The following is a 16,413-nucleotide window of genomic DNA, read 5'->3' on the forward strand; positions in this document are numbered from 1 at the left end:
AATTTAAAGCCTCGCTATTTGTGCTTTTGCACCACAAAAACAATTTCACTCATCATTATTTTTGTCCCTCATGTCCTGAACTGACAATTTGCTGTCCTTAACTGCACTTAAACAAAAACGAGAAAACTTTAAGATGAAAGCAAGTCAAAAATAAGAAATACGTCGGTTACTGAATAGATGTATTGGTTTTACAGTAATCGAGGGAGATAAAATATGAATGCTAAAGTCAGTATTAGTCAGCGAGCAGGAGCAAGTTTCCCTGTACGTCGCATGAATTTTAACTTTGATGCAGTGCCAGAATATTGGATGAGTGGGAATGCTGGTCTTACCCATTTTATGACTGCATTATCTGCTTTATTCCCTGCAGGTGAGAAGTTCTTTATAGACAGTGTGCGTGCTGTGCGTTATCACCCAATGCTGAAAGACAATGCAGATTTACAGAAAGAAATCAGTGCATTTATTGGACAAGAAGCCATGCACACGCATGAGCATGTCGGTTTTAATGCCTCTGCACAGAAATTTGGGCATGATGTTGATACTTTGGATTGTTATACAGATACTGTGATTCAAACTACACGCAAATTTATGGCAAAGTTGGCTAAACCGATTGGCATTACACAGAAAATGGTAGATTTAACTGCGACCACTGCGCTAGAACATTTCACAGCTACGATTGCCTCACAATTATTGACCAATTCACATATTCAAGAATTGATGACCGATGACACCATGAAAACTATGTGGTTGTGGCATGCGATTGAAGAAAACGAACATAAAGCTGTTGCGTATGATGTATTTGAAGGTGTGTTTGGCAAAGGTCTGAAAGCCTATGCACTACGTACAAGTTCTTTGGTTATTTCGATGCTGACTTTATTTTTTGTACAAAACTATTTTTTGTGGCGTTTACTAAAACAAGACAAGCAGTTGAATTTGGAAAATTTACGCATGATTTATCGTTATGCCTATAGTCCATCTAAAGGGATTATTACAGGCATGGGCAAAGAAATGTTGTTCTATTTCAAACCGAATTTTCATCCTAACGATTTTGATACCACAACATTATTAAATACTTGGAAAGCTAAATTAGGCTTTTAAACTTTTCCTTTTGGTCAGGCAACGTAAGTTGCCTTTTTTTTTGCTCGATTTTTTTGTCGTGAAATCTATAATGCCTACATCTTAGAACAGCACAAGATCATTTCTTATGATTCGTTTAATGCAAGCCCATGATGTCGCCGATGTGGTTGCGATTGAAAATTTGGTACAAAGTCATCCGTGGAGTGCCAAACAATTTGCCGAAGCGGTAGAGAGTTATCACAGTACCGTGATTGAACATGCAGGGAGAGTGGTGGGTTTTTGTATTTTGCAACCTGTGTTGGATGAAGCAAATTTGTTGTTGATGGCGGTGCATCCAAGTCAGCAAGGCAAAGGTTTAGGTTATCAACTGCTAGAACATTCTATTGCAGGTTTGAAAAACCAACCTGTGCAGATTTTTTTAGAAGTACGTGAAAGTAATTTAGCTGCGATAGCCCTGTATGAAAAGTCAGGTTTTCATCAAATTGATTTACGTAAAAATTATTATCCTAAAACGGATGGCACACGGGAGCATGCCATTATTATGGTGAAATCTTGTAGCGATGATTTTGCCAGTTTGTTTAAGTGAATCTGATCGATGCAAAAATCAGTATTGCATCATTACATTTTTATTTGATGATGGAGTTATTCCAGCCTAAGGGCAGCGTCGTCATTAAGGAGTTTCCCAATTGCTGAACCTCATCTGCATTTAGACTGCGGTTAATGCGTCGCCATTGACCATCTAAAAGCAGTTCAAGTGGCACATATTGGGACTTGTAATTCATTTTGTTTGAATGTGGCACCCAATAACCTAAGTAAACATATTGCAGTCCCAAATGCTGTGCCTGTTCAATTTGTTTTAATACCGCAAATTTTCCGAGTGAGCGACGACTTTCGTCTGGGTCAAAAAAGGTATAGACCGCAGAAATACCATCATCTAAATAATCACAGGTCGATACTGCAATTAAGCGATCATCTTGCCAAACCTCTAAAAAGAAGCTGCTGGTACAACTGTGGATTAGGAATTTTTCAAATTGGTCACGGCTGGCAGGGAACATATCGCCATCGGCATGTCGTTCATTGATATAGCGTTCATACAGCGCATAATGCAAATCACCTGCATCTTGTGGCTTGGTGATTTTGATCTGTAAATCGTGATTGCGTTTCCAAGCTTTCTTTTGCGTGCTGTTCATTTTAAATTCAGCGACAGGAATACGTGAAGAAAGGCATTGGCGGCACAAATGGCATTCAGGACGATAGACAAAATCGCCACTGCGACGAAAACCGACCCGAGAGAGTTCAGACAAAGTCAGCACATCAATTTTATGTGCAGGGTCTAAAAAAACCATCCGCGCAGATTTTTCGGGTAAATAGCTGCAATCATGCGGCGGAGTAATGTAATACTGCAAATCATTTAGCAGGGATTTTGGGTGATATGAATTCATTTTCAAGATCCCTCTCTGTTATTGTCATTCAAATAGGCGCGCATACTGCGCTATTGTTTTACTTGAAAATACACTGTCCTGATATTTTTTCCAATTGATTGCAGGCTGTTTTACAACATCTTGTAACGATTTAAGATAGTCTTGGCGAGAAAGTGTACATGCGCCCAGACTAATTAAATGATCATTGACCAATTGACAGTCAATCCAAGGCAATTGTTGTTCTTGTCCGAGCAGCATCAAACTATAAAATGCCATTTTAGATACATCAGTGCGATGGCTAAACATGGACTCACCAAAACAGCCCTTGCCAATGCTGACCCCATATAAACCACCGACCAAAAGATCTTGCTCCCAAACTTCGACACTGTAGCCATAACCTGCTGCAAAAAGCTGACTGTAACCTTGAATGATCTCTTCAGAAATCCAAGTTTCATTGGCATAGCTACGGGGCAAGGCACAATTGCGAATTACCTGTTCAAAGGCATGATTGACAGTAATGCGATAATCCATTTTTTTCATGTTGCGGATTAAAGACTTACTCGGCTGATAATGTTGCGGAATAATCACGCAACGTGGCTCAGGACTCCACCAACAAATAGGATCACCTTCTGAAAACCATGGAAATAAGCCATGTGTATAGGCTTCATATAAGGTTGAAGGGGAAAGGTCTGCACCTACACAAATCAAGCCTTCACCCTCAGGATCAACTTCAATGGGATCGGGGAAAATGAATTGTGAAGCCGGGAGCGTGTGCATATCAATTGCCGTATGAAGTTTTACGATGAACTTGATTTCATCATACCTAAAAATGCCGTGATAAAAAAACCGCTCAAGGAGAGCGGTCTTTAAACTTGGTCACTAAATTATTCACCAAGTGCATCTAAATATTTTTCTGCATCCAAAGCTGCCATACAACCTGAACCTGCAGAAGTAATCGCTTGGCGATAAATTGAATCGGCCACATCACCTGCAGCAAATACGCCAGCCACAGAAGTTTGAGTCGCATTGCCTGAAGTGCCGCTTTGTACTTGGATATAACCATCACGCAAGTTCAATTGACCTTCGAACATGCCTGTATTCGGTTTGTGACCAATCGCAATGAATAAGCCAGACACATCAACAATTTGAGTAGAACCATCGGTAGTTGATTTTAAACGTACTGAAGTTACGCCTGTGTTGTCGCCCAAGACTTCATCAACTTGGTTATTCCAAAGAATACTGATTTTGCCTTCTTTTTCTTTGGCAAATAAATGATCTTGCAAGATTTTTTCAGAGCGAAGTGAATCACGACGATGCACCAATGTCACGTGTGATGCAATGTTAGACAGGTATAATGCTTCTTCAACAGCCGTGTTACCACCACCAACGACCATCACTTTTTGGTTTTTGTAGAAGAAACCATCACAGGTAGCACAAGCACTTACGCCTTGACCCATAAATGCTGCTTCAGATTCTAAACCTAAATATTGTGCAGTCGCACCTGTGCAAATGATTAAAGCATCACAGGTAAATTCTTCCATATCACCTTTCAGTACAAATGGGCGCACATTCAGGTTTACTTCATTGATATGGTCATACACGATTTCTGTGCCAAAGCGTTCCGCATGAGCTTGCATACGTTCCATTAACGCTGGGCCTGTTAAACCTTCAGGATCACCTGGCCAGTTATCAACTTCCGTAGTTGTGGTGAGTTGACCACCCAATTGTAAGCCTGCAATTAAAGTCGGTTTTAAGTTGGCACGTGCAGCATATACTGCAGCACTATAACCTGCAGGGCCTGAACCTAAAATAATTAAACGTGAGTGACGAGCGCTCATGCACAGCATCCTTTTTTTATTTAGAAATTTATGGAATTATACGTGAAACAGGATGAGTTTGCTGTGTGATTAAAGTTGATATTACTGATCATGTAAATCGATTTGAGCTATATAGAAAAAGTTAACAACACACTTCAATAATCTTGCATCTTTTTCTAGGCAACACATGCATAATAGAAGGTCTGTTATAATTTATAGCTTGCTGTGTGGTGAAGCTTGCATCGTGAAATGCAACTTAAATGACACAGCTAAATGAAATACAGACGCTCCGAATCAGGTGGCTTTTTAAGACCATCGAACAAACAAAAAACATTGATGAAGAATTGGCGACAGGACAATATATGACTGCGGTGTCGGGTGCTTATGCACATCGCTTAATAGCGACATTATTTTTGGTCTCTTTTGGAATATATCTGTTCCTTGCAACGGTGACCTATACTCCATTTGACCCAGGTTGGATGCACATTTCCAGTGACACCCAACAGGTTTCAAATGCGAGTGGAATCGCAGGTGCGTGGATTGCCGATTTACTGTTTGGCTTTTTAGGTTGGGCGAGTCTGCTTCTTCCTGCTTATTTTTTTATTGAAGCCTTACAAGTCTGGTGGCCACGTAGTTTTTTAAACCGACCATTTCGTTATGCTGCACAATTCTTCATTTTATTGGCAACAGCAAGTTTGCTGTATTTATTTTGGCAAGTACCTGCCGATACGTTAGACAATGCCTCAGGCGGCATCATTGGTTTTGAACTTGGGAAAAGTTTATCGCAAATTTTAACCATTTATGGAGCAACACTTTTTTTAGTCGTCTTTTGGATTTTCTTATTTACCCTCGCATTTGGGGTGAAGTGGAACAGAACGTGGGCAACTTTAAAAGCTACACCTGCTTATCTGCAAGATTTGTTCTATCGCAATGTACCTGAAGCAGAATCTGACTTTGACCGTTCTACACCACAGGTGAAAAAGACCGTTGTCGCTGCTGCACCTGTGGTTGCTGTTGAAGTGGCATCAACTGATTTAGAAGCAGCAAGTGAACCCGTGGTTGCACAGGCGAAAGAAGCTGAAACAACTGCGCCACATCCTGCGGCAGAGCGTATGTTTAATCACATGCAGCAACGTGAAGAAGAAGAGCAACAGGCGCAGCAACAGCTATTGGTGCAAGATGAAATTGATGATGTTGAGTTAGAAAAAACCATCGAAAAGGCGCATCGCTTAGAACAAGACAGCCAGCGTATTGTTGCGACAGGCGAAGTGTGGCGTGCTTTACAAGAAAATACCGACAGTCAGCATAACCAAGACATTCATGCATTATTACGTGCTTCTGAAGAACCAGAGCCACATCTACAATCGAATCCTTTTGATGAAGTGCGTCCTGCATCTACGGCATCTCAAGCCACTGCAAAATCTTCGTTAGATTGGGATGATGATCAAATTTTTGATGAATTGCTCGCAGCAGTTCCGCAAGGCAAAGCTGCAAGTGATTTACACAGCCCATTCCAAAACAGCGGGGCAATGGATACTTTAGATGAGTCTGTGACCCAGCAAGAAACTGTGCATCCGCACTCGAATCCTACGGCTCACAATTTTAACGATGATCTCAGCAGATTTGAGTCAGATTTTAACCCGCCATCGTCAAGTGCTTCGAATACGCAAAATCATGCTGTACGCCAAGAGCGCCATTTGCAGCATGATTTAGACAGTTTAGATGACTTGTTGGTGGATGATCTTTTGGGTGATGAGTTACAGCAAGATGCATTTCAAGATCAAGCGCCTGTAGCGCGTAGTACCAGTAGCTATGCACAAAGTTCTGCTTTTGTTCAGGCACCTATTCAGACGGCAGCCACTGCCGCAGTGATGGCAAACGCAGCGACTGCTACACAGGCTGAACAAGCAGAAAAAGTGGCGTTATCCAAAGAAGCATTTATCGAAGCTTGGCAGGAAACCGCAGGCAAACCACTAGACGAAGATGACTTTGATTTTGATGCGCCGCTGACCGATGCACATGGTCGTCCGATGTCACGCGCCATGCAGGTTGCAGAAAAACGTCGTGATTTATCGCCATTACCGGGTTTGGATTTGCTTGATAAAGTCGATCCAAACAAAAAAGTGAACTTCACCGCAGAACAATTATCGCGCTTGTCGGAATTGCTGGAAATTAAATTACAGGAATTTAATGTCAAAGCCAAAGTGGTTGAAGCACAGCCTGGTCCTGTCGTGACCCGTTTTGAGCTGGATTTGGCACCTGGGGTCAAAGCTTCAAAAGTAACCAATATTTCTCGTGACTTGGCGCGTTCAATGTCGATGGCATCGGTACGTGTGGTCGAAGTGATTCCGGGCAAACCGTATATTGGCATTGAAGTACCGAATAGTTCACGTGAAATGGTACGTTTGATTGAGTTATTACAAACGCCTGCTTTTGAAGATCCAAACGGCATTTTATCTATGGCGATGGGGAAAGACATTTCAGGCAATCCTGTGATTACTGAATTGGGCAAAGCACCACACATGCTCGTAGCAGGGACAACGGGTTCAGGTAAATCAGTGGCAGTGAACTCGATGATTTTGTCGATGTTGCTGAAATACAAGCCTGATCAATTACGCTTAATTTTGATTGACCCGAAACAATTGGAACTCGCCAACTATAACGATATTCCACACTTATTGACGCCTGTAGTGACTGATATGAAAGATGCCGTCAGCGCTTTAAATTGGTGTGTCAATGAAATGGAACGTCGTTATAAGCTAATGTCTTTCCTGAAAATTCGTAAATTAAGCGACTATAACCGTAAGGTTGAAGAATCTATTGCCAATGGTGAAGATTTAATTGATCCAACTTGGAAGCCGGGAGATTCAGCAACGCAAGAACGTGCACCGCGTTTAACACCATTGCCATCTATTGTGATTGTGGCAGATGAGTTTGCCGACATGATCATGCAAGTGGGCAAGAAAGCGGAAGAAATGATTACCCGTTTGGCACAAAAATCACGTGCAGCAGGGATTCACTTACTCTTAGCAACTCAGCGTCCATCGGTGGATGTGATCACAGGTCTAATTAAAGCCAACATTCCAACCCGTGTAGCTTTGCGTGTGAACTCGAAAATTGACTCACGTACTATCTTGGATGCGGGCGGTGCAGAAGACCTGCTTGGTCATGGTGATATGCTATTTTTAGGGCCGGGTAAAATTGAGCCAGAACGTGTGCATGGCGCATTTATTTCGGATGATGAAGTCAACCGTATTTGTGATGCGTGGCGTGAGCGTGGCGATCCTGACTATGTCGATGAAATCTTGACGCCATTTGATGAAGAACCATCTTCACGTGGTTTTGAAGATGGTGAAGGCAGTCCAGACCGTGATGTGTTGTATGATCAGTGTGTAGCATTTGTTTTGGAAACACGTAAAGTGTCGACCTCATCTTTACAGCGCAAATTTAGCTTGGGCTATAACCGTGCGGCACGTATTGTCGATCAGATGCAAGAGCAAGGCATTGTGAGCGAGCAAGGAGCAAATGGGAAACGTGAAATTTTAGTGTAAAGCTTTCACTTTCTGTTTGATTTTGAATCAAGTAGTGCTATAAAAAAATCCCGCAATTCAATTGCGGGATTTTTTCTTTTTACACTCAATCTTTTTGGCTGAATTTAGCCAGAGATTGTGTTTAAACAGTTTAAGCAAACTTGGCTAAAACTGCTAAAAAACCATCTTTTTGACGTGGAAATTCAGCAATCACATCGTGAATACGCTGACCTTCAGGATTAGTGGCATTGACATCGCGACCATCGGCAACAAATTGTGTCAATAGACGTTCATAGTCGCTTGGACGCATGTGTTTAAATGCGTGATAGAGTACGTGAAAATCTGCATTCACACCTGCAGGTGGAAGTTGATTCAAATAGGCAAATACACGTTCATCCGACCATGCTTCGTTAAAGGTCGCAGGTTGAGATAATGCCATGGCAATCTCCAGGTATTGTTCTATAAATAAAAAAGGCAAAATATGAGTTCACAAGCGGAAAAGTGTTTTAGTACACTTTATCTCGAAGCATAGCTTCTCGTCTTGCGACGGCAAAGTAAACTTTGTACATCCAGTCCACTCGAAGCACAGCTTCTCGTCTTGCGACGGCAAAGTAAACTTTGTACATCCAGTCCACTCGAAGCACAGCTTCTCGTCTTGCGACTGGGCAAAGCAGTGCTTTGCTATTCCAGTCTCATATTCTGCCCTGATTCAATTTGCTTGACTAATCAGTATTCAGATTATCGCTCTTCAGGCAAATTGATATTCATTTCCAACATTTCAATATTGGCTTCTGAACGCACAGACATTTGAATATGTTGTTCATCGACACCACGCACGTAGCGATTTACCACTTGCATGATTTCTTTTTTCATCTGATCAATTTTGTCTTGGCTTAAGCGTTTACCTAGACCTTGTTCAGAAGCAACAATCACTTTTAAGCGATCTTTTGCTGTTTGTGCGCTAGATGGCTTGTCTTCACCGCTAAATAATTTGCTCCAAAATCCTGCCATGTCTACGCTCCAAATAATCGTGCTAACCAACCTTTCGGTTTTGTTTCAATATGACGAAACGGACGTTCTTCACCCAAGAAACGTGCAACTAAGTCATCATACGCCTGACCTGCAGCAGCATCGCTATACAGAATGACAGGTTTACCTTCGTTAGATGCTTGAAGTACGCTCTTACATTCAGGAATCACGCCTAAAGTTGGTACACGTAAAATATCTTTAGAAATGTCGTCAATGGTCAGCATTTCTTGTTTATCGGCACGTTCTGGGTTGTAACGTGTAATACACAAGTGCTTACGCACACGACCTTCATTTTGTTCTACTTTTTTGGTTTTGCTGTCAAGCATACCAATAATACGGTCAGAGTCACGTACTGAAGAAATTTCAGGGTTAGTCACAATAATCGCTTCATCGGCATGGTACATTGCAAGAATGGCACCGCGCTCAATCCCTGCAGGTGAGTCGCAAATAATGTAATCAAACTCTTGTGCCAACTCATCCATAATACGTGCCACACCTTCATCGGTGAGGGCATCTTTATCACGGGTTTGTGAAGCTGGAAGAATATAAAGGTTTTCGATATCTTTATCGCGAATTAATGCTTGTTGTAAACGCGCTTCATTATTTAATACATTCACAAAATCATAAACAACGCGACGTTCACAACCCATAATTAAGTCAAGGTTACGTAAACCCACGTCAAAATCGATAACAACAGTTTTGTGACCACGTAGGGCTAAACCTGTTGCAAAAGATGCACTTGTAGTGGTTTTACCTACGCCACCTTTGCCTGATGTTACGACAACAATTTTCGCCACCGAATCCACTCCTGTTATGGTTTAAATTCCCCTATATTTTTTCGGGGATTTTTGGTGATTATTTATACATTAAAATTGTAGAGCTTCAAATACAAGCTCTTGGTTATCATTTAAGTAAATATGCACAGGTTTTTTAGTCACATGCTGAGGAATATCGTCCGCCACGCAATACGTGCCTGCAATAGATACCAATTCTGCTTCTAGGGAATGACAGAAAATTCGTGCTGCAATATTCCCGCCCGCGCCGGCAATGACTCTACCACGTACACTACCATAAATATGTATATTTCCTGAAGCAATCACTTCAGAACCGCTGTTAATGCCTGCGGTTAAAATAATGTCGCCCTGATGTTGTACCAAGCATTGGCCTGTACGCAAAATTTCATCGTGATAAGACGTAATATGCGCCACAGCAGGTGCAGTTTCAGCGACTTGATTTTCCGTCTGTTGCTGTTCTGCCGCAGGTTCAGGTTTTACTTCAACCACTTGTTCTTTGGTGGCTTTCACTTCCTGCAATGGACGGTCTTGCGGGATGACAGGGAACTGAATAGCACGTGCCTGATCTGCCATAATGCCTTCAGTCACAGCAATTGGCTGTGCTTCTAGGCTAATTAGCAATTGAATTAGCGCAATCAATTCTTGTTCGACTGAACTTTCAATGACCACCAAAACCCCTGGTGGAAATGATTTTTGCAACATTGGGCTTAGTTGCTGGCGGATCGCATCATGATCATTGGTGTCTAAGCTAATGCGAATCGCATTGACCAATCTGCCTTTTATCCGTATGTCAGCCATAATAATTCCTTAACACTTCTAACTTTGCTGGTTGTTGAAGTCATCTTATAAATAGAGCAAATCCTAGAACAAATTGGGTGAATTCTCTAGTTCAGTTACTAAAAATATTTCACATTGTTTTAGCTGAAATTATCGAAAGACCTTTATGAAATATCGTGTTGTTGTCCTTCATTTAAAATTTGTTGCCATTGTTTAACTTTTACTTGTTTGCGAATCGCTTCTAAACTTTCAAATATTGCCGATTCCACTAATTTATCAATATGCTGATTATGTTCAATCTCAATCTGACTAATTTTTTCAGCAATCATTTGATAAGTTGGATTTTGTACTTGTTGATGCTGCTGTGCAAAAGGTTCAATTAAACCTTGGGTGATATTTTCACCCAATCGCTGTCCGATACTTTGAATTTGCTGTTCAATACGTCCACCGACCAATGGAATCAGGCGCAGCAATTGCGTCAGTTCAGGCGTATCTTCAATGGCTTGATTCACCACCAACCCGACATTTTTCGCAATCATGTGACGCTGCATTTGTAATTCTTTGCCTAAGGATTCCTGCAAAATATCGGCTAGGGCAATCGCGAGTAATTGACGATGATGCTCGACCAAATCATCAATAAATTGTTTGTGAGTGGTACTGGTGGTCAATTCACGTTGCACACCATTAAGTACCGTGAGCACCACACGGCTACTCAGTTCTTCCATTAGCAAGTTGTAGTAAAAGTTGCCGCGTTTATACCAACTGTCTGGAATGACTTTATAGCCATGGCTATGCAGGTTGTAACCAATCGCGATGGCACGTAATAAACGTAAAAAACGCAATTGCGGAATAATTGCAAGAATTTCATACCAGTGAATAAACGGGAAAAACCACCAACGCTGATGATGTTTGAAAATAATTGCAATACCCCAACGCACGCCCAACTCTACAATTAAAAACGTGGTAAACCAGCCTTCGGTAATCACCACCCAAGGGCGCAATTCTGTTCGATAAAACTGTAAAATTTCAGGTAGACGAATAAAATCGAACAACCATTCGCCAAAATCACTCATTAAAATGGCATTGGCACTTAAACAGAACAAGTTAAAGATGATTAAACCCATCAAAAACAAGTCATAAGCCAAGGCAATTTTCCATCCCCATGAATCTTTACGCAGGGGATGAAAAGAGGATTTGATGACAGGTTCTTCAGACTTTTTCATGGCGTACCTGAATGGTTATGCAGTCGGAGCTGCAAGTTTTTGTTGCATGCTTTCAATCAATTGATCTTTTTCCAGCCACAGTTCATGCACCCATTGCTGAAAACGCTCACGATATTCAGCATCATCTTCGTAATTGCCGCCCAACACCCAATCTGGAATATTAATTTTGCGTAAATTCACCGCAATGCGCGGCACCTCACCTAACCAAAACTCGCTATAGCCCGGCACGCCATCTGGGTACACAATGGTCATATCTACCAAGGCATCAATTTGATCACCCAAAATATTCAATGCCAAAGCTAAACCACCAGCTTTTGGCTTTAATAAATGTTGATAAGGCGATTGTTGTTGATCATGTTTTTCTTGGGTAAAGCGTGTGCCTTCTAAATAATTCAGCAGGGTAAAGGGCTGACTTAATAACTGTTGGCAGGCTTTACGCGCTTCTTCCATATCGTGGTCTTTCAGCTCAGGTTTTTTGGCAATTTGTGCTTTGCTGTGACGCTTCATCATTGGGAAGCCTAAAATTTTAAAGGCTTGTCCTACAAAGGGAATAAAGATCAGTTCCCACTTGGTAAAAAAGCGGGTCAATGGCATACGGGTTAAGCCAAAATACTGATTTACTGTGGTATCGACCCAACTTTGATGGTTACAGGTCATGAGATAACGACCTTGCATGCTCAGTTGCAAATCTTCATCAATGCTGATATCCCATTGGGTATTGGGTAATACATGATCAATCAGCCAGTTGTTTACACTGAGCCAACTGTTGGTAATTTGAATATTGGTTTCATCGACCTTACGTGACTGCTTTAACAGTTTGGTTAAGCCCAAAGCCAACACAGGAGGGCCGTGAAAAAATGTACTGCCAGTGATGACTGTACCCACGGTGAGACCTTTTGTGATTTTTTTTAATAAAGGGTGTTTCTTTGCTTGCGATGACATATAAATCAATCCTGAAGATAAATCGTCCAATGCGTCACGTATTTGTAGATGACTCCACTATAAATGTTGTTTTTAAAATAAAAAAGTGTAGAAGTGAAAGTGTGTAGAAATTGTGATGATGTTATGCCCAGATTTGTACATGATCATGTATATTTGTAAGTAAAAGTTTTTTTATTAACAAAAAATCAATGGTCTAAGTATATTTTTTCATTCAATATTCAGCCTGTACAACAAAACACAAGTAAGGAGGCATGCCATGCGTGCATTAGTAATATCGACAGCAGTTGTAGGGGCAATGGTATTAACAGGTTGTCAATCGACTGGTAACAACCTTGGTGGTATGGAATATGACAAAACAGCGTTAGGCACAGTAATTGGTGCTGCTGCAGGTTATGGGGTCTCTAAAAGTAACGCAAACACAAGTGCACAAAACAACCGTGCGGCAGCCATTGGTGCTGTAGTGGGTGCTGCTGCGGGTGTTTATCTTGACAATAAAGAAAAACAACTTCGCCAACAAATGGCAGGTACAGGCGTAGAAGTAAACCGTAATGCTGATGGTTCTGTTGGCTTGATCATGCCAGGTAACATCACGTTTGATACGAACAAATCAAACATCAAACCAAACTTCTATTCTACCTTGGACAAAGTAGCGCAAACGCTAACCCAAGATAACAAGAGCGGTATTTTGGTAACAGGTTATACTGACAGCACTGGTAACGACGCAATCAACATTCCATTGTCACAAGCACGTGCACAATCGGTTGCAAACTACTTGGCTAGCCGTGGTGTATCAACTTCACGTATTAATGCACAAGGTCACGGTGCTGCAAACCCAATCGCATCGAATGCTACTGCAGAAGGTCGTGAGCAAAACCGTCGTGTAGAAATCAGCATTTATGCAATCCAATAATCTGGCATTGTATAGATTGTAAAGAACCGCCTTCGGGCGGTTTTTTTATGCAAGCAATTTCTAGGGTCTACTCAGCAAATAGACAATGACGTCTAAAGTAGCATTTTAGATTAGTCATCTTTGGCGGAGATGACTATAATCGAGCTCGAACCGAAATAGAGGAAATACTATGACACTGGCAAGTCAGTTAAACGACAAGCAACTTGAAGCGATGAAATACACTCAAGGACCCTTGTTAGTGCTTGCAGGTGCAGGTTCAGGCAAAACTTCGGTGATTACCCGAAAAATTGCCTATTTGGTTAAGCATTGCGGGATTCCTGCGCATCGTATTACAGCGATGACTTTTACCAACAAAGCAGCACGAGAAATGAAAGAGCGTGTGACCAAATTGTTGTCACGTGAAGAAGCTAAAGGATTATCGGTTTCGACTTTCCACACCTTTGGTCTGAATTTATTACGTTTTGAATTAAAACACACGCCGTTAAAAGCCAACTTCTCTATTTTGGATGCCGATGACTGTAAACGTATTCTGATGGATTTAATGCACCGCGATAATTTGTCGGGTGCAGAAAGCAAAGAATTGATTGCCAAAGCCATGAAGATGATTTCGGACTGGAAAAACGATCTGATCGCACCAGAACAGGCACATACCACGTGCGAAACGCCAGAAGACATCCAATTTGCACATTTATATCAACTTTATGAACGTAATTTACGTGCCTATAACGCGGTAGATTTTGACGATTTAATTGTAATGCCAACACGACTTTTGCAAGAAAATGCTGAAGTGCGTGACAAATGGCAGAACCGTGTCCGTTATTTATTGGTCGATGAGTATCAAGATACCAACACCGCACAGTATATCTTGGTGAAATTATTGGTGGGTGTGATGGGGCAGTTCACTGCGGTAGGTGATGACGACCAATCGATTTACGCATGGCGCGGTGCCAAGCCTGAAAATATGGCCTTGCTGAAAGATGATTTCCCGAATTTAAAAGTGATTAAACTTGAGCAAAACTATCGCTCGACCAGTCGCATTTTAAAAGCGGCCAATACCGTCATTGGCAATAATCCACATATTTTTGACAAAAAACTGTGGTCAGACAAAGGTCATGGCGAAGTGATTCGGGTAATTACATGCCGCAATGATGATGATGAATCAGAACGCGTGGTTAAAGACTTACTCACGCATAAACTGATGAATGGTAAAAGCTGGAAAGATTATGCAATTTTGTACCGAGGGAACTTTCAGGCACGTATTCTGGAAACCCAATTACGTCAAATGCAAATTCCTTACAAGCTTTCGGGGGGGCAGTCATTCTTCGCACGTGCTGAAATCAAAGACATCATGAGTTATTTGCGTCTGATTATTAACCCTGAAGATGACAGCGCATTCTTGCGCATTATTAATACGCCTAAACGTGCGATTGGTCCTGTGACTTTGGAAAAACTAGGGCTGTTTGCACAAGAAAACCATTTGTCATTATTGGCTGCTGCAGGTGATCAGCGCCTAACCATGGCAATTCCGAAAAAAGCCACGACGCAGTTGGCAGAGTTTTCAGATTTTATTAGCAATTTTACGCGTAACTTATTGGAAGATGATGAACCTGTGCCAATCATCCGCCAGATGATGCTCGAAGCAGGCTATATCGACTACATTAAAGAGCAAGCGGCTACACCTGCGCAGGAAAAAACCAAGCTAGATAATATTGAGGTGCTGTATAGCAGCATCCAAAGTCTGATTAACCGCGCTGAAGATGTCGATGAAAAAAATATTGAAAGTGTGATTCGTAAAATGGTGCTGCTCGATATGCTCGAACAGCAACAGGAAGAAGAAGACACCGATAAAGTCAATTTGCTAACTCTGCATGCGTCCAAAGGTTTGGAATTTCCGTACGTGTATTTGATTGGCTTGGAAGAAGAGCTTTTGCCGCATAAAAACTCAATTGTGGCAGATACCGTCGAAGAAGAACGCCGTTTAATGTACGTAGGGATTACTCGTGCACGTCAGGGCTTAACCATTACTTTGGCAGAGCAGCGCAAAGCGGGCGGGCAAATGAAACAAATGACCCCAAGTCGTTTTTTGGATGAATTACCACAAGATGAATTGGAATGGCTCGGACGTAAGAAAAAGTTAGCCGGTGATGTCGATCCGAAATTACAGGCACAGCATTATTTGGAAAATTTACGTGCTCTGATTAAGCGCTGAAAAACATTCAGCGGTGTTGATGCAAGTACAGCATCAAAGGGCATAATTTATATCGAAATTACATTGAAAATTTAAAAACAGGATAAACTTCATGAAAGTTCAAGTTAAAGTCTTAGATTCACGTTTAGGCACAGAATGGCCAATGCCAACTTATGCAACCGCAGGTTCGGCAGGGTTGGACTTACGTGCTTGTGTAGACAGCAGCACCGTGATTGAGCCGGGTCAAACAGTATTGGTCAAAACAGGTTTAGCGATTTATATTCAAGATACAGGTTTTGCAGGCATGATTTTGCCGCGTTCAGGCTTGGGTCACAAACATGGTATCGTGTTAGGTAACTTGGTGGGTTTGATTGATTCAGATTATCAGGGTGAATTGATGGTTTCGGTGTGGAACCGTAGCCAAACAGCATTTAGCTTAGAACCTGGTGAGCGTTTAGCGCAATACGTTTTGGTACCTGTGGTGCAGGCTGAGTTTGAACAGGTAGATGAATTTGTCGCCACTGAACGTGGTGCAGGTGGTTTTGGGCATACGGGTAAAAACTGAGTTTACTGAGGTTTTAGCCTAAATCGTTTGGTAAGGTTTTACTTGAAACTTTACCAACAATTCTTGAAAAGTAACGAAAGATGCACTAATAATGACAAGCATATTGCTTGATGATTTGAGACGATAATTCCTACTTTAAAAAG

General features: G+C 41.6%; 15 protein-coding genes. 6 read left to right on the forward strand and 9 right to left on the reverse strand.

Translation table 11 applies throughout. The features are described 5' to 3' along the window. Positions 1-213: 213 nt before the first annotated feature. Positions 214-1,095: a metal-dependent hydrolase gene (locus FTU66_RS04500; RefSeq protein WP_180112385.1), complete on the forward strand. Its 882-nt coding sequence runs from the start codon at positions 214-216 to the stop codon at positions 1,093-1,095. A 106-nt stretch (positions 1,096-1,201) separates the two neighbouring features. Further along, a complete protein-coding gene (rimI, locus tag FTU66_RS04505; protein WP_004975283.1) occupies positions 1,202-1,660 on the forward strand; it encodes a ribosomal protein S18-alanine N-acetyltransferase in 459 nt (152 codons plus the stop codon). A 40-nt stretch (positions 1,661-1,700) separates the two neighbouring features. On the opposite strand, the gene FTU66_RS04510 is transcribed toward rimI, so the two are convergent. The 3 genes from FTU66_RS04510 to trxB all read right to left on the reverse strand — a co-directional run bounded on the left by FTU66_RS04510 (position 1,701) and on the right by trxB (position 4,333). Then, positions 1,701-2,516, reverse strand: coding sequence for an arginyltransferase (locus FTU66_RS04510; RefSeq protein WP_180112386.1), 816 nt, complete (start codon positions 2,514-2,516; stop codon positions 1,701-1,703). 24 nt (positions 2,517-2,540) lie between these two features. Beyond that, on the reverse strand, positions 2,541-3,272 hold the full coding sequence (aat, locus tag FTU66_RS04515) for a leucyl/phenylalanyl-tRNA--protein transferase (protein WP_096902699.1): 732 nt from the start codon (positions 3,270-3,272) through the stop codon (positions 2,541-2,543). A gap of 107 nt (positions 3,273-3,379) precedes the next feature. After that, positions 3,380-4,333 (reverse strand): thioredoxin-disulfide reductase, encoded by a 954-nt coding sequence (gene trxB, locus FTU66_RS04520; protein WP_004975288.1) that lies wholly within the window; start codon positions 4,331-4,333, stop codon positions 3,380-3,382. Positions 4,334-4,674: 341 nt separating this feature from the next. Here trxB and FTU66_RS04525 point away from each other — a divergent pair, with 341 nt between their 5' ends. Then, on the forward strand, positions 4,675-7,863 hold the full coding sequence (locus FTU66_RS04525) for a DNA translocase FtsK (RefSeq protein WP_104853253.1): 3,189 nt from the start codon (positions 4,675-4,677) through the stop codon (positions 7,861-7,863). A 130-nt stretch (positions 7,864-7,993) separates the two neighbouring features. On the opposite strand, the gene FTU66_RS04530 is transcribed toward FTU66_RS04525, so the two are convergent. The 6 genes from FTU66_RS04530 to FTU66_RS04555 all read right to left on the reverse strand — a co-directional run bounded on the left by FTU66_RS04530 (position 7,994) and on the right by FTU66_RS04555 (position 12,607). Beyond that, positions 7,994-8,281, reverse strand: a complete 288-nt coding sequence (locus tag FTU66_RS04530; RefSeq protein WP_004975291.1) for a PA4642 family protein — start codon at positions 8,279-8,281, stop codon at positions 7,994-7,996. A gap of 299 nt (positions 8,282-8,580) precedes the next feature. Next, positions 8,581-8,853: a cell division topological specificity factor MinE gene (gene minE, locus FTU66_RS04535; protein WP_096902698.1), complete on the reverse strand. Its 273-nt coding sequence runs from the start codon at positions 8,851-8,853 to the stop codon at positions 8,581-8,583. Between the two features lie 2 nt (positions 8,854-8,855). Then, positions 8,856-9,668, reverse strand: coding sequence for a septum site-determining protein MinD (gene minD / locus FTU66_RS04540; RefSeq protein WP_096902697.1), 813 nt, complete (start codon positions 9,666-9,668; stop codon positions 8,856-8,858). Between the two features lie 69 nt (positions 9,669-9,737). Then, positions 9,738-10,463, reverse strand: a complete 726-nt coding sequence (gene minC / locus FTU66_RS04545; protein ID WP_096902696.1) for a septum site-determining protein MinC — start codon at positions 10,461-10,463, stop codon at positions 9,738-9,740. A gap of 143 nt (positions 10,464-10,606) precedes the next feature. Continuing rightward, the gene (locus tag FTU66_RS04550; RefSeq protein ID WP_004975298.1) at positions 10,607-11,665 is read right to left on the reverse strand and encodes a hypothetical protein; all 1,059 of its coding nucleotides are present in this window, start codon (positions 11,663-11,665) and stop codon (positions 10,607-10,609) included. Positions 11,666-11,680: 15 nt separating this feature from the next. After that, positions 11,681-12,607 (reverse strand): acyltransferase, encoded by a 927-nt coding sequence (locus FTU66_RS04555; protein ID WP_154320414.1) that lies wholly within the window; start codon positions 12,605-12,607, stop codon positions 11,681-11,683. Positions 12,608-12,863: 256 nt separating this feature from the next. Between FTU66_RS04555 and FTU66_RS04560 the strand changes: the two genes are divergently transcribed. From FTU66_RS04560 to dut, 3 genes are all read left to right on the forward strand, one after another. Beyond that, on the forward strand, positions 12,864-13,517 hold the full coding sequence (locus FTU66_RS04560) for an OmpA family protein (RefSeq protein ID WP_180112387.1): 654 nt from the start codon (positions 12,864-12,866) through the stop codon (positions 13,515-13,517). A 169-nt stretch (positions 13,518-13,686) separates the two neighbouring features. Next, positions 13,687-15,726 (forward strand): UvrD-helicase domain-containing protein, encoded by a 2,040-nt coding sequence (locus FTU66_RS04565; RefSeq protein ID WP_004975304.1) that lies wholly within the window; start codon positions 13,687-13,689, stop codon positions 15,724-15,726. A 91-nt stretch (positions 15,727-15,817) separates the two neighbouring features. Further along, complete coding sequence (gene dut / locus FTU66_RS04570; protein WP_019838282.1) at positions 15,818-16,270, forward strand: dUTP diphosphatase; 453 nt, start codon at positions 15,818-15,820, stop codon at positions 16,268-16,270. The last annotated feature ends 143 nt before the right edge of the window (positions 16,271-16,413 follow it).

It is taken from the genome of Acinetobacter sp. YH12131 (genome assembly GCF_013418635.1).
Classification (GTDB): domain Bacteria; phylum Pseudomonadota; class Gammaproteobacteria; order Pseudomonadales; family Moraxellaceae; genus Acinetobacter; species Acinetobacter towneri.

Excerpts from the sequence above, each read along its gene's own strand:
- rimI (WP_004975283.1), top strand. The coding sequence starts at position 1,202 with ATGATTCGTTTAATGCAAGCCCATGATGTCGCCGATGTGGTTGCGATT.
- minC (WP_096902696.1), bottom strand. The coding sequence starts at position 10,463 with ATGGCTGACATACGGATAAAAGGCAGATTGGTCAATGCGATTCGCATT.
- FTU66_RS04565 (WP_004975304.1), top strand. The coding sequence starts at position 13,687 with ATGACACTGGCAAGTCAGTTAAACGACAAGCAACTTGAAGCGATGAAA.
- FTU66_RS04550 (WP_004975298.1), bottom strand. The coding sequence starts at position 11,665 with ATGAAAAAGTCTGAAGAACCTGTCATCAAATCCTCTTTTCATCCCCTG.
- dut (WP_019838282.1), top strand. The coding sequence starts at position 15,818 with ATGAAAGTTCAAGTTAAAGTCTTAGATTCACGTTTAGGCACAGAATGG.
- FTU66_RS04510 (WP_180112386.1), bottom strand. The coding sequence starts at position 2,516 with ATGAATTCATATCACCCAAAATCCCTGCTAAATGATTTGCAGTATTAC.
- FTU66_RS04555 (WP_154320414.1), bottom strand. The coding sequence starts at position 12,607 with ATGTCATCGCAAGCAAAGAAACACCCTTTATTAAAAAAAATCACAAAA.
- FTU66_RS04525 (WP_104853253.1), top strand. The coding sequence starts at position 4,675 with ATGACTGCGGTGTCGGGTGCTTATGCACATCGCTTAATAGCGACATTA.
- minE (WP_096902698.1), bottom strand. The coding sequence starts at position 8,853 with ATGGCAGGATTTTGGAGCAAATTATTTAGCGGTGAAGACAAGCCATCT.
- FTU66_RS04500 (WP_180112385.1), top strand. The coding sequence starts at position 214 with ATGAATGCTAAAGTCAGTATTAGTCAGCGAGCAGGAGCAAGTTTCCCT.
- FTU66_RS04560 (WP_180112387.1), top strand. The coding sequence starts at position 12,864 with ATGCGTGCATTAGTAATATCGACAGCAGTTGTAGGGGCAATGGTATTA.
- aat (WP_096902699.1), bottom strand. The coding sequence starts at position 3,272 with ATGCACACGCTCCCGGCTTCACAATTCATTTTCCCCGATCCCATTGAA.
- trxB (WP_004975288.1), bottom strand. The coding sequence starts at position 4,333 with ATGAGCGCTCGTCACTCACGTTTAATTATTTTAGGTTCAGGCCCTGCA.
- FTU66_RS04530 (WP_004975291.1), bottom strand. The coding sequence starts at position 8,281 with ATGGCATTATCTCAACCTGCGACCTTTAACGAAGCATGGTCGGATGAA.